Annotated in this window: 13 protein-coding genes; 5 read left to right on the top strand and 8 right to left on the bottom strand. The window is 50.1% G+C overall.

Annotated elements, in window-relative coordinates; genetic code table 11:
- The first annotated feature begins 183 nt into the window (after positions 1–183).
- Positions 184–2,541, top strand: a complete 2,358-nt coding sequence (gene pcrA, locus ACUVQO_RS11840; protein ID WP_445926080.1) for a DNA helicase PcrA — start codon at positions 184–186, stop codon at positions 2,539–2,541.
- 69 nt (positions 2,542–2,610) lie between these two features.
- Here the strand turns inward: pcrA and ACUVQO_RS11845 are convergent, their stop codons facing one another.
- Positions 2,611–3,453, bottom strand: coding sequence for a lysostaphin resistance A-like protein (locus ACUVQO_RS11845; protein ID WP_445926081.1), 843 nt, complete (start codon positions 3,451–3,453; stop codon positions 2,611–2,613).
- A gap of 17 nt (positions 3,454–3,470) precedes the next feature.
- On the bottom strand, positions 3,471–3,752 hold the full coding sequence (gene clpS / locus ACUVQO_RS11850) for an ATP-dependent Clp protease adapter ClpS (protein ID WP_445926082.1): 282 nt from the start codon (positions 3,750–3,752) through the stop codon (positions 3,471–3,473).
- 291 nt (positions 3,753–4,043) lie between these two features.
- Between clpS and ACUVQO_RS11855 the strand changes: the two genes are divergently transcribed.
- On the top strand, positions 4,044–4,466 hold the full coding sequence (locus tag ACUVQO_RS11855) for a hypothetical protein (protein ID WP_445926083.1): 423 nt from the start codon (positions 4,044–4,046) through the stop codon (positions 4,464–4,466).
- Positions 4,467–4,553: 87 nt separating this feature from the next.
- Here ACUVQO_RS11855 and ACUVQO_RS11860 read toward each other — a convergent pair whose 3' ends face one another.
- The 4 genes from ACUVQO_RS11860 to ACUVQO_RS11875 all read right to left on the bottom strand — a co-directional run bounded on the left by ACUVQO_RS11860 (position 4,554) and on the right by ACUVQO_RS11875 (position 7,488).
- Positions 4,554–4,742 carry a hypothetical protein gene (locus ACUVQO_RS11860; protein WP_233744209.1) on the bottom strand — a complete coding sequence of 63 codons (189 nt, stop codon included), beginning with the start codon at positions 4,740–4,742 and terminating at the stop codon, positions 4,554–4,556.
- A 410-nt stretch (positions 4,743–5,152) separates the two neighbouring features.
- On the bottom strand, positions 5,153–6,043 hold the full coding sequence (locus tag ACUVQO_RS11865) for a sensor histidine kinase (protein ID WP_445926084.1): 891 nt from the start codon (positions 6,041–6,043) through the stop codon (positions 5,153–5,155).
- 9 nt (positions 6,044–6,052) lie between these two features.
- Complete coding sequence (locus tag ACUVQO_RS11870) at positions 6,053–6,385, bottom strand: hypothetical protein (protein ID WP_445926085.1); 333 nt, start codon at positions 6,383–6,385, stop codon at positions 6,053–6,055.
- Positions 6,382–7,488: an FIST signal transduction protein gene (locus ACUVQO_RS11875; protein WP_445926086.1), complete on the bottom strand. Its 1,107-nt coding sequence runs from the start codon at positions 7,486–7,488 to the stop codon at positions 6,382–6,384. The genes ACUVQO_RS11870 and ACUVQO_RS11875 overlap by 4 nt, the downstream gene beginning before the upstream one ends.
- A 135-nt stretch (positions 7,489–7,623) precedes the next feature.
- On the opposite strand from ACUVQO_RS11875, the gene coaE reads away from it, so the two are divergent.
- Entirely contained in the window at positions 7,624–8,331 is a 708-nt protein-coding gene (coaE, locus tag ACUVQO_RS11880) for a dephospho-CoA kinase (protein ID WP_445926087.1), read from the top strand.
- 6 nt (positions 8,332–8,337) lie between these two features.
- Here the strand turns inward: coaE and ACUVQO_RS11885 are convergent, their stop codons facing one another.
- Both ACUVQO_RS11885 and ACUVQO_RS11890 read right to left on the bottom strand, forming a co-directional pair.
- On the bottom strand, positions 8,338–9,738 hold the full coding sequence (locus ACUVQO_RS11885; RefSeq protein ID WP_445926088.1) for a TldD/PmbA family protein: 1,401 nt from the start codon (positions 9,736–9,738) through the stop codon (positions 8,338–8,340).
- A gap of 61 nt (positions 9,739–9,799) precedes the next feature.
- Positions 9,800–10,018 (bottom strand): hypothetical protein, encoded by a 219-nt coding sequence (locus ACUVQO_RS11890; RefSeq protein WP_445926089.1) that lies wholly within the window; start codon positions 10,016–10,018, stop codon positions 9,800–9,802.
- A 413-nt stretch (positions 10,019–10,431) separates the two neighbouring features.
- Here ACUVQO_RS11890 and ACUVQO_RS11895 point away from each other — a divergent pair, with 413 nt between their 5' ends.
- A complete protein-coding gene (locus ACUVQO_RS11895) occupies positions 10,432–12,687 on the top strand; it encodes a CapA family protein (RefSeq protein ID WP_445926090.1) in 2,256 nt (751 codons plus the stop codon).
- A 104-nt stretch (positions 12,688–12,791) separates the two neighbouring features.
- Positions 12,792–13,259: an aldose epimerase family protein gene (locus ACUVQO_RS11900; protein ID WP_445926091.1), complete on the top strand. Its 468-nt coding sequence runs from the start codon at positions 12,792–12,794 to the stop codon at positions 13,257–13,259.
- Positions 13,260–13,300 lie beyond the last annotated feature (41 nt).

Here is a 13,300-nt window from a genome sequence, read left to right on the forward strand (position 1 = left end):
TACACACCAGGTAAATACACTTATGGGCAAACACATCTAGATGACAGCAGTATACGCCAAGGTAGCCCTGTCCGTGAGATGGCTGTCTAAGAAGGAAGAGGGAACAGCCGGACAGAAACGAGATACGATACCCTTGTCTAGGAACGGTACTTCCCTTGATTCAGCAGCAGTCGCTTCTTTTCCATGACCCAGACTAAAGAGTTTCTCAGTGTTCTCAATGCCTCTCAACGGCAGGCCGTTGAGCATTATGCAGGCCCCTTGCTAGTAGTAGCTGGGGCCGGTTCGGGAAAAACACGAGCACTCACTTACCGAATTGCCAATCTCGTACTCCATCACCGGGTCGATCCCGAAAATATTCTGGCCGTCACTTTTACCAATAAAGCCGCCAGAGAAATGAAGGAGCGGATTGAAAAGCTGTTTGCCGATCAGCGATCGCGCTCCGAGTATGGTAAACCGCTGGAGGCACTGGATCCAGTTGAACAAACCCGACTCAAATCCCAGATTTACAAAACCATTACCAAAGATCTGTGGATTGGTACCTTTCACGCCCTCTGTGCCCGCATCTTACGGTTTGATATTGAAAAATTCCAGGATCGGCATGGTCGCAAGTGGACACGCACTTTCTCCATTTTCGATGAATCTGATGCCCAGAGCCTGGTTAAAGAAATCGTCACCCAGAAGCTAAACCTGGACGACAAAAAGTTTGACCCCAAGTCAGTGCGCTACGCCATCAGCAATGCCAAGAACAAATCGTTATCTCCAGAGGATTTAGAGAAAGAGCAACCAAACTATCGGGGACGGGTAATCTCCAACGTCTACAGTATGTATCAGGATGCCTTGGCCGCGAATAATGCCCTGGATTTTGATGATCTGATCCTGATACCTGTGCAGCTTTTCCGCCAGAACGAACAGGTACGGGCTTACTGGCACAAGCGATTTCGTCATGTCCTGGTGGATGAGTATCAGGATACGAACCGCACCCAGTACGACCTGATTCGGCTGCTGGTCACGAATGGAGAAGATTCTCGCCGATTTGAGGATTGGGAGCACCGTTCTGTGTTTGTGGTGGGAGATGCGGATCAGTCCATCTATTCCTTCCGGGCTGCTGACTTCACAATTCTGATGGACTTCCAGACCGATTTTGGAGATGGCTTACCGGATGACGATACCCGCACGATGGTCAAGCTGGAGGAGAACTATCGCTCCACAGAAAACATTCTGAAAGTGGCGAACCAACTGATTGAAAACAATACCGAGCGGATTGACAAAGTCCTTAAGCCCACCCGGGGAGCGGGAGAGGCTATCTACCTGCATCGGGCCGACGATGAGACGTTGGAAGCGGATTTTGTCGTCAATCAAATTCGTCAGCTGGAAGCCCGTCACCCCGAACTGCATTGGGGTAAATTTGCTGTCCTCTATCGCACTAATGCCCAATCCCGTGCCCTGGAAGAAAAATTTGTCCGCTGGGACATTCCCTACAAAGTGGTGGGCGGCCTGCGATTCTACGATCGCAAAGAAATAAAAGATGTCCTGAGCTACTTGCGGGCGATCGCCAATCCCTTTGATACGGTTAGTCTATTACGGGTGATCAACACTCCGCGACGCGGGATTGGTAAAACGACGCTCGACAATCTGGTGAAAGCGGCTCAGGAACTCAATCAGCCCCTGTGGGAAATTTTGAGTGATGAGACTTCGGTGAAAACCCTGGCAGGACGATCGGCAAAAGGCGTGTTGAACTTTGCCCAAATCATTCAAAAGTGGCGAGGAGAGCTGGATTCCCTGCCAGCTAACGAAGTCGTGCAGGGGATTTTGGAAGATTCCGGGTATGTGAAAGACTTGCAGGAGCAGGGAACGGAAGAAGCCCTCGATCGCGTTCAGAACGTTCAGGAGCTCTATAACGCCGTTCTCCAGTTTCAGGAAGAAAACCCGGAGGATCCCAGCCTGCTTGCCTTTCTTGCCAGCGCGGCCCTCGCTTCCGATGCCGATAACTTAAGCGAGGATCAACAGAAAGTCTCGTTGATGACATTGCATTCGTCGAAAGGCTTGGAATTTCCGGTCGTCTTTCTGGTGGGTCTAGAGCAGGGACTGTTTCCCAACTACCGCTCCATGGAAGACCCGGCGGCTCTGGAAGAAGAACGTCGTCTTTGCTATGTTGGCATTACCCGTGCTCAAGAACGGTTGTTTATCTCCTATGCGCGTGAACGTCGGTTGTACGGAAATCGAGAACCGGCCAGTCCTTCTCTGTTTCTAGGAGAATTACCAAAGGAGTTGATTGAGTCCAATGTAGCTACTGCCCTGCCTAAGCGCTGGACAAAATCGATCGGGGATGTTCGCCGCAGCAATGCCCAATCCAATACCATGCCAAATATTCATGAGAGTGATTGGAGTGTGGGCGATCTCCTGACTCACAAAGCTTTTGGGGTTGGGGAAGTGATGCGGATTTTTGGCGCTGGTAACAAGATTTGTCTGGCGGTGAAATTTCCGGGAGTGGGACAAAAAATTATTGATCCCAAGATCACCCCCATTCAACGAGTCGAGTAGGGGCACAGCATTCGGTTCAAATTTTCAGCATCTTCTGGAGTTTGTTTACCGATTGCTCCGCTTTTCTCCCTACAACCGTCTGAGCGGCGGACGCTGGCTGCGGGTGAAGCGCCACAGACCGATCGCCAGGGATCCCAGTAACACAATTCCGACCAGGCCCTGTAAGGGGTTGCGATCAATCCCCGTGACCCACGCTGGCACCCGCCCTGTGTAGGTAATCAGTTGTCCCACTTCCAGGATGTAGTTACTCCAGACTAAACCCGCATGAAGGCCAATTGGTAGACCCAGACGATCGCGCCGCCGACCCAGTTGCCATTCTCCCCGCGATCGCTTGGCCCATACCAGAGCTACCCCCAGCAAAACTAAGGCAGGAAAGGTGGGCAACCGGAAATGCAACGCTGCAAAGATGATCGCATCCCCCCACAGCACTACGGTCGGAATATAGTCTCGCTGCAATTCATCCAGAATCCAGCCCCGAAACAGTAATTCTTCTGCAAATCCTAGTGCTAGGGAAACCAGCAACCCTTCCAGAATAATCCTGGCCAGATTGGGAGCAGCAGCTTCCCAGGCAACCCAACCCAGTATGGCTTGCAGCCCCATCAGCAGCAGCACACTGCATACCGCGATCGCGAAACCTATCAGCAATTCAATGCCATTCCGGCGGCTCCACTCCAAACCGTAGTGATGGAGAATCCGGGAATCCTGATGAACAATCCGCCCCCACTGCTGTACCAGCCAGAGAAACTCAGCATACAGCACCAATAACGTTGCGATGCTGGCTAGATCGCGATCCCGAATCAACAGATGGGCAGGAATCGCGATCGGCAGCCAGAGCACCAGGAGAATGAGCGCAAATACGACCAGCCTGAGGGGAGCCGGGTAACGACGCAAGTAAGCAAAATCAGGCTTCAAACTCAATCCATCCTGACCTACTCATCCGGCTCAATCGTGCTGGTTAAGCCATGATTCTTCAAAGTTTCGCTGTAAAACTCTGCGTGCTCCTGGGCACAGGTAATCACCAAGGCAATCCCGTTAGTATGGGCTTCCATCATGATATCCACTGCTTGAGGCTGAGTCAGACTGGGGATGGTTGTCATCAAAACCTGCACTACATACTCCATAGGGTTGTAGTCATCGTTGTGAAGCAACACCCGATAGCGTGGAGCAAGTTTACGAACCGTTGAGCTTTTCTGAAGTGTTTCGACGGACACGACTTTATCCTCGCTGCAATTAAACCTTATCTAAGTTCAGAGCCACCGTTTCGCTTGTGAGGAAACGATGGTTTGCTAGCTGCACTTGACTTATCTGCGGCTGATGACACCGGCTGAGTGCAAAATATAAAACCAGTGTAAACAATGATTTACGCTGGCTTTTCTTTACATAGCTTAATCTCCTTTATAGCATTCAATCCGAGATTGATCACTTCCCTATGAGGAACAGGCTGCTTACCTGATTCACCAGCCTGTCTTTACAATGGGATAGCTAGCGATCGTCCACGAGCCATGCAGCATTCCTTTCAGCCTAGATCGACCAACGTGCCGGAGTTACTATTTCAGCCGTACCAGATGGTTTGCCTGGAGCACAGCAGCACTTACCTGTATGCAGAGGTGGTACAAATGGCCGATGGTAAACAGGTTTGTTGGGTACGCCCCTTGGTGCTGGTTAAAGAAACTCTGGAATGGAGCCAAGACTCTATGCTAGTTCCTACATCTAGCCTGTACGATCTTCGCCATTGTTCTGACTTATTGTTGCCGTCAGCTTTATTTCGTAGCGCGTTGGATACAGAAGTAATTCCTCTTCTCAGCCGTCTCTCTGAAGAAAGTTCCAATTTAGTAAATGTCGCCATGAATACCCCTGAATCTCCCCAAGTCCAGCTTCACGAACTGCTGCAACAAGTTTGTTTGGGACATCCAGAATTATTTTGAAAATTTTCTCACTTAGTTGGGTAAATCTTACGATACAAGGAGTGAATAAGGAGTGATGATAGCCTGGAATATATCTTGATCAAGCGATCAGGGACTGGGCACTAGCTGAATTCGCCCCGCATCCATCTCTGACATTAACAGTTCCAGGGCTTCAAAATCCGAGTCAGAAATGTGACCCAGTCGAGTGAGTTCATAATTAATTTCGTTCTCGATCGACGGGGTAAGTTTCTTAATGTAAAGGGCTTCTTCGACTAATCGTCGGATGATACTTTTCATAAAAACTGTGGAACTCCACTTACTATATTGTCGGTTGACCATAGTAGTCCAAATGTGATCGAGATTGAATTTGAGTGTGATTCGGATCACGATAAAGAATCTAATCTATCTCAGTCCTAAATCAGTCATGAGAGAAATAGTTGTGAGAGACCTTTCCTGTGGAAAGTCGCTCACTGTCCAGATAGGATTGCTATATCTTGCTGTGTTCACGTCCAGAATGTAGTTTCTCTTATAGGAAGACGACCGTTCTCTAGCTGGACTTGGTTTAACTCAGACTTTGGATAATAGCACGATCCCTGAAAGGTGCAATAGGTCGATTGGGGGGATCTCCGGCGGCCGATGTAGGGTTAGCTCAACTGTACTTCATGAGGTACCAGGTGCTGAAGCCATCAAGAGGTTGAAACTCCTGCCTAGGAGTATGCCCCTTTTTGCTGAACTGGGATGGTGATGACAAATTCGGTTCCCAAACCTGGAGCGGAGAAACATTGTAAGGAACCGCGATGTCGTCCTTTGACAATTTGGTAACTAATTGAAAGGCCCAGACCCGTGCCTTTACCAACGGGCTTAGTTGTGAAAAAGGGATCAAAGAGGCGATGTTTCAAGGCTTCAGGAATACCAGGACAGTTATCGGCGATCGTGATCGCCACCTGATCCCTGCCGACCATCTCTGTACGAATCCAGATCGTCGGTTGACTCTGATCAGTTAAGACAGCCATCTGCTGAGTCTGTTGCAGCGCAGTTTGGATCTTAGTTTTCAGCGATGGAGAACCAGAAGACCGGGAATCGGAAAATTGAGGGCTGTCCTCAAGAGCATCAACTGCATTCGCCAGAATATTCATAAATACCTGATTGAGTTGACCAGGATAGCACTCTACTGGGCGAATCGGGCCGTATTGCTTACAAATATGAATCTCCCTCTGCCCCGATCGCGGTTTAATCCGATGCTGCAGAAGCATCAGCGTACTATCAATTCCCTTATGGATATCGACCTGTTTCATTTCTGCTTCGTCCATGCGGGAGAAGTTACGCAGGTTGAGGATAATCTGCTTGATGCGATCGGCACCCATCTGGATGGAAGCCATTAGCTTGGTGAGATCCTCGATCAGAAAATCCAGATCCAGAACTTGCAGAATCGCCTGAATTTCAGACGCGGGGGCCGGATAGTGTTTCTGATACAGCTGCACCAGTTTCAACAGATCCTGAGTATATTGGCTGGCATAGGGCAAATTTCCATGAATGAAATTGACTGGATTGTTAATCTCATGGGCAATACCAGCCACTAACTGACCCAAAGAAGACATTTTCTCCGTTTAGATCAATTGCACCTGGTTTTGCTGTAGCTCTTTCAGGGTTGCTTCCAGTTCCGCATTGGCCTGGGTTAGTTCGGCTGTGCGCTCTGCGACCTGCTGTTCCATCGTTTGCAGCAATGTTTGCATCCTGGCATTTACCTGCAGCAACTCCTGAGAACTGATCTCCAGGGTGCGCTCCAGACGAGTACGATCGCTCTCCGCCTGCCAATAGGCTTCATTCACAGCCGCAATAAACTCTTGCAATCCTTCCGGCAAATTGGTGAGATTCGCCTGATTACCCAAGTACCGCTTGAGTTGACGCTGTAGCAGGCGGTGAGTGGGTCCCATGTTCATGTTTCGGCAAATGTGGTGATCGTCATAGTCTGATTATGTAATTCACAGGGAGCGCCCAAAGAACAGGGAGAAATTTCCCCGCAAGAATAGAAACCTGTTAGAATCGTCTGCTCACCCAGAACCTCGCGCACGCTTTCCACCTCTTCCTCAATCCGCTGTTTCAATAACAGCTTTCTGCCCACACAGCTAATCAAAATAGCCAGGTCAGCAGGAACTCCTCCCAAAGCCTGGTGACTGATTTCTGCGGCTTGAATGGCTCCCTCTACTAAGCGATCGAAACTGGCCTGCATCAGTTGGGCTATGGTTCCTTCTGGCATGTCTCCGGCAAAGGTCAGACTCTGCTCGGCTTCGTTGATCGATAGGATTGTGCGAACCAGATGCCCATTGCCCGTTTCGAGCCGCAAGCTGAGGGGGAAAAACAATCCAGCAGCAGGTAATTCAGCCGCGTGATCGCCCAGGTAGCGTTTGTACAATTCCAGGGCAGGCTCTCCATCCAGTTCATACAAAATATTGCCTCTGGATTTGGTGATCACTCGTTCTGGTCCAAAGGGACTCCACCCTCCCTGGGAAGCATAACCGACTCGCAGGCGATCGCCATACAGCCCCAGAACTGCAATCATGCCCGAATTAACTTGTCCGTTACAAAGAATAAAAGTTTGCTGAAAGCGATCGCCATCCCCAGACAATCCTCCTGTAACCCCAATATGAGGAGGAAGATGACATCCTAAGCCTTTCACTAACTCACTCCCATTTACCTGTAAGCCATCGGATAGCACAAAGACATGGGTTAACCCGTGAGGACTGAGCAACTGACTCAGGCGCTTGCCGGCCTCAAAACTTCCTTCTTCCGGCAGGAGATGAATAAAGTAGCAGTGAATTTCTGTGTGTTCAAATTGAATAATGGTAGCGACTAGGCTGTTATCTGATACCTGAGTGTCACAAATCTCCCCAGCTGTAGAGCAACCCAATACATAGGCATGGGGATAGGCAGTCAGGATTTCATGCAGGGGGGAAGAGGGCTGGAGTAGCGCTGGGCTACCAAACAGCAAAATCAGTTGAGCGGAAGCTTGGGATAGAGAGGATAGAGCGGGTTGCCAACCCATTGCATGAGTCCACTGATATTGTTGAATTTGCAGAGCAACTTGAGGCTGAGGTAGGAATAATCAGGATATCGAGAGATACGTTTAAGATGCCCCAAGCAGGAATAACAATCGATAGGATGTTACCCTGATGCTTAAATGACTGGCCTGCCCTTGGTGGTTCGTCCTTTGTTGATGGCTGAGACTATGATGAGCACTTTGCCAAACTCAGTTCAATCCTCCCAACGTATTATTGGTTTAACGGGAGGAATTGCAATGGGCAAAACTTTGATTTCTGATTACCTCGCGAAGACCCATCACCTGCCAATTCTGGATACGGATTTATATGCCAGAGATGCTGTGCTGCCAGGAACTGCGGTTTTAGAAGCGATTACTGATCGCTACGGGTCAGGAATTCTTTTGCCCAATGGCACGCTCAATCGGCAGCGCCTGGGAGAAATTATTTTCAACAGTTCAGCCGAGCGGCTCTGGGTAGAACAGTGCATTCATCCCTATGTGCGCGATCGTCTGGTAGAGGCGATCCACACTTCACCGTTGAACGATGCCGCCCAGTGTCCGATTGTGGTGATGGTGATTCCTTTGTTGTTTGAGGCCCGGATGACTGATCTGGTGACGGAAATTTGGGTGGTGAACTGTCCTAAAGAGGTACAAATCCGGCGCTTGATGGAGCGCGATCGGCTCAGTTTGGAGGAAGCTCAAATTCGCATCGACAGTCAAATGCCAATTGAAAAGAAAATTGCCTACGCCGATGTAGTCCTGGACAACTCCTCTACCCCTGAAAAGCTGTTTCGCCAGATTGAGAGCTATCTAGCCTACAATCCCGCAACCAAGTCGGCAAATGGCTAATCTGGCTTAATCGATCGCTTCTCCACCGACGACGACATTCCGCAACCGTAAGCTGGGACCACCACATCCTACAGGCAGACCACTCTGGCCCCCTTTGCCACAGCCGCCCGACTCATCCCAGAAGAAATCGTTTCCGATCGCTTCAATATCGGCCAGTGTTTTGAAGGCATTTCCTGACAGCGTGACATCCCGCACGGGTTCCGCAATCTCGCCGTTACGAATCATCCAGGCTTCACCTGCCGCGAAGGTAAACATTTCTCCATTTGTCATGCCCCCCAACCAATTGCGGGCGTAAACCCCTTCTTGGATATCACTAAACAGATCTTTAACGGGCGTTTTGCCCCGCTCAATCCAGGTATTGGTCATGCGGACGATCGGTGGAAAGTGATAGTTCAGGCAGCGCGCATTGCCTGTAGGGGCTTCTCCCAGCTTGCCCGCTGTTTCGCGAGAATGTAGCCGTCCCACTAACACTCCATCTTTAATCAATTGCGTTGTGGTTGCTGGAGTGCCCTCATCATCATAGAAATAGCTACCCCGGTGTCCGGCAGGTGCAGCCCCATCAAAAATTTGCAGTTCCGCAGGCCCAAAGCGGCGACCAAGACTCATCGTTTCCAGTAGATCAGGATTTTCGTAGGCCATATCCGCCTCCGAAAGATGCCCAAACGCTTCATGAACAAATAATCCACTCAGAATTGGGTCGATCACAACAGTATAGGTATTGCCTTTCACAGGTGGCAGGGCCAGAGAATCCACCGCTCTTTGAGCTGCACTCCGAACTTGTTCATCCAGTCCTACCAGATCCTCATAGGCTTTGCGGGAACCGTTGGTTTCTCTTCCCGTTTGTACGGTTTCTCCATTCCGGGCTGTCGCCGCAAATCGCATTTCCATATCTACCCAGGATTGCTCCAGCAGTGTACCGTCGGAAGTAGCCAGGATGACCTGTTGAGCACTATCCCCATATCGAACTGAAATCGTGGCAATTTGGGGACTCACACTGCGCAGAATTTCGCCATAGTGCTGGCATAAGGCTTTCTTCTGGGCCAGCGGAATTTTGCGAGGGTCGGTTCCTGTCAATGGCAGCAGACAGGTATCCTGCACCGGATTAACGGGAGACAGTAAGGTTTCTTCGTCTCCAACCAAACGAGCCGCTGCGATCGCCTCTTCAATCCGCTCTTCCAGGGTGGCCAGTTGGTTAAAGCTGGCAAATCCCCAGCCTCCCTTATAACAGGCCCGCACATGACCTCCGATCGACACTCCCTCACTGAGCGTCTCAATCTTATTTCCCCTTAAAAGAATATCTGTGCCTTCTGCGGCTTCTAACCTGACTGCCAGGTAATCCACCCGCGATCGATAACGGGAAATTAAATCGGTTAAACGATCTTTTGCGTTGCCAGGGAGTGTCACCATCACGAGTATGCCAAGTCAGAAACTGCCTTTATTCTGCAATCAACAGACACTGATTGACAATTCAGAACTTTTTCAAACATTGTTCCAGAGCCGGAAACTGAATGCTCTGATGGGCCTCACGCTGAATGCGACCTGTTCGCAGCGCTTCATATAATCTAGCCAACGCTTCCAGGTCGGCTGGCTGACAGCTATTCAGAGGCAAAACCTGCCGAATCAAAGCTTCCGATTCGACACTCAGATGGCCTGTTTGAAATGCAGATTGGACAAGTGCAGTGATCATAGCTGGAGAGTGACCCTATTGCAGTGGACTACTCACACTATGAATCATGTTTTCTCCTGTGACACTGATATAGATCGGAGGTTCAACTGACCTGGATCAGAAAATATTGTGATGTGGTTGACAGTTTTTTGTGATGTGGATCACAGGACAATAGGGGAGCTGGCAAAATTCAAACCGTAGAACTCAAAACTGTTGTACCACCATGAGCCACGAGCTAATTAAACTAAGTCCAGCTAGAAAACTTGAGTTTTTCCCTCGAAGAAACTACAGTTCTGGACTTGGACAAGGTTTAACTGGCAAAGGTTAAAGGACGAATGACACAGACCACTGAGATTTTCGTTTGAAATTTAAAATATGGAGTATTAATAGAGGGTCATTTTATAGCTACAAGGGTTTTGTGAGGATTAGCAGGTATGGTTCAGTCCTACAGTCTGCACAATAGGTCTTATGTGCAATTGGCACGGCGAGGTCACCCACGAGCGATCGCCGACTGGCTTAACCAGTCATTAATCCCCTATGGAGTATTTGCCTATGTTGGTCGCCCGAAAAAGCGGGGACAACTCCGGTTGCTGCTAGAGTTTCAATTCTCTGAGCAGCAGCAGCCGCAGGGCAACTGGCATGAGGCCCTGATTCGCTTTGTCTGCCACCAGATCTGGCAACTCAATTCTCCCTTGATCGAAGGACTGAGCCTTCGGGCACGTTTTTTTGATCAGCCCACCAAAACCCTCTGGAAGCAATCCATTCGGATCATCACTCCAGCCCTCCGTCAACGACAACACATACAGCATCTCAAATATCGAATTCATCAAACCACCCGACGGAAAAATCGTCTGCGACGGGCACGCGCCATTCTGGTAGGCGGCCCTGCTGTAGCTGCGATTATTGTTGGGGGAGTGCTGGGTTATTCCAGAGCACCTAAAGAGCAAACCGAAGCTGCTGCATTAACCCAAACCAACCAGATTCAGCTACCAACCCGTCCCGATACGGTGAGAACGGCCCTGGAAACCATTCCCGTGGTGAAGCATAATCAGGTGTCCAACGCCAAAGATCCGACTGTAACCTTGATGTTTGCTGGAGATGTGACGCTGGCTGATCACTTTAAGGAGGTAATGGGCAAGAACTACAAGAAACCGTTTGCTAACCTGGATGAATATCGGCAGGCAGATTTGTCGATGGTGAATCTGGAAAACCCATTCACCCGTGCCACGTCTCCTATGCCGAATAAGCAATTCAACTTTAAAGCCGATCCAGAGGATGTTAAAGTGCTGGAAGCGGGGGGCATCGACGTTGTCAACCTTGCCAATAATCACACCATGGATTACCAGGCAGATGGATTGAAGGAAACTCTGCAGACGCTAGACAAGGCGGGGATTCACTATGTTGGAGCTGGTAAGGATATTACAGAAGCCCGTCGCCCCAAAATTATTGATGTGAAAGGTCAGCGAGTGGCCTATCTCTCTTACTGGGGCGAGGAGTATGGGGCGGAAGCTAATAAGCCTGGGGTGAATTCAATTCAGGAAACTCGCATTGCAGAAGATATTCAGGCCATCCGTAATCAGGTGGATTGGGTGATTGTGAATTACCACTGGGGGCAGGAACTAGCTACAGCCCCAGCAGATTGGCAGGTGAAGCTAGGCCGTTTCACCATTGATCAGGGTGCAGATGTGGTAGTGGGTCACCATCCCCATGTCTTGCAAGGTGCAGAGATCTATCGAGGCCGACCGATCGCCTATTCTTTAGGTAACTTTATCTTTGGTGGCAATTCTCGTACGGACTACGATACGGCAGTGCTGAAAGTCTCTCTCAAAGATAAGCAGATGAAGGTTGAATTTCTGCCCATTGAGGTGAAGGATTATCAAGCGAAGGTAGCAAAAGGCGATCGGGCTAAGGAAATTTTGAGCAGTCTTACGCAATTGTCCGCCTCCTTTACCCAACCGATGCAGAATTCGATGGTGTTGGATGCTCGAACCTTGCCGCCAGCACCGCCACAAGCCGCTACTACACCAGCAGCAGGCCCAGCCGCGGGATCCTCGGCTCCAACTCCGACCAGTCCGAATCCGACGATTGATCCTCTGACTCCTGATCCTTCATCCAATATTCCTGATTCTTCATCCGGCAATTCTCCCCTCCTTTCTCCCACGCCGCTACCCACCGATCTGGAACCTACTCCACCACCTGCCATGCCTAGTCCTAGTGCGCTGCAATCTCCCTCCCCGATGCCTACGAATCCGGTTACCCCGGCTCCTACAAGTACAGCCACCCCGGCCCCTGCGGCATCTTCTACGAATCCAGTCTCTCCTGCCCCCTCGTCATCTTCCACAGATGCTACAGATCCTAATTACTATCCCTCTCCAGTAGAGTCTCATGGAACTGATATTCTCCCCGGATATGGAGAAGTTCAGCCACCTTCAACCTCTCCCCAGGAGTCTTCTAGTCCAGATACTTCGTCAGTTCATCCAGGAGATTCTACCGACTTTAAGCAAGCCTCTGCGGCGGCTGATTCAGTGACTGCAAAATCAACAACTATTAAAAATCAGCCCACTGATATGTCGGTTAAGGCCGTTGCCCAGTTGAACGATTCTCAGCAACAGCAGGGAGCATCAGATCAAGGATCAACTCATGATTCCGGGTTAGATAACGTGGCTCTCGCAGGCCCGATGATGTGGTGAGGCGGCATGGAAGCAGTGATTTAAGAGCGAACCCATGTTTAAAGTGACGATCGCCGATCGCCAGTACTGTACCTATATCCTGAGGTCAGTCCTATTTAGAAGTAGTGCCAGAACGAGGTGGCATCATTACGCGCTGGCAGGTGCAAGGCCAGGATATCCTGTATCTGGATGCGGCACGGTTTGCTGACCCGACCCTGACCGTTCGGGGTGGAGTTCCGATTCTGTTTCCCATCTGTGGTAATCTGCCGGACAACCAGTATCACTGGCAGGGACAGACCTATCACTTGAAGCAACATGGGTTCGCCCGCGATTTGCCCTGGACGGTCGTTGACCAGTCCACTGAACAGCAGGCCAGTCTGACGCTGGAATTGGTCAGCACCGAACAGACTCGCAGCCTTTACCCGTTTGATTTTCAACTGCTGTTTACCTACTGCTTGCAGGGCGATCGATTAACGTTGCACCAGCGCTATACTAACTGTTCTGCCGCTCCTATGCCCTTCTCAGCGGGCTTCCATCCCTACCTAAATCCGTCGCAGTGCTCCGCCCATAGCCGCAGGCTTGGGGGGAGGTGAAGCGGCGGCCGACCGGAGGGAGCAATCACTCGATCTCGGCC

The organism is Leptodesmis sp., assembly GCF_052746595.1.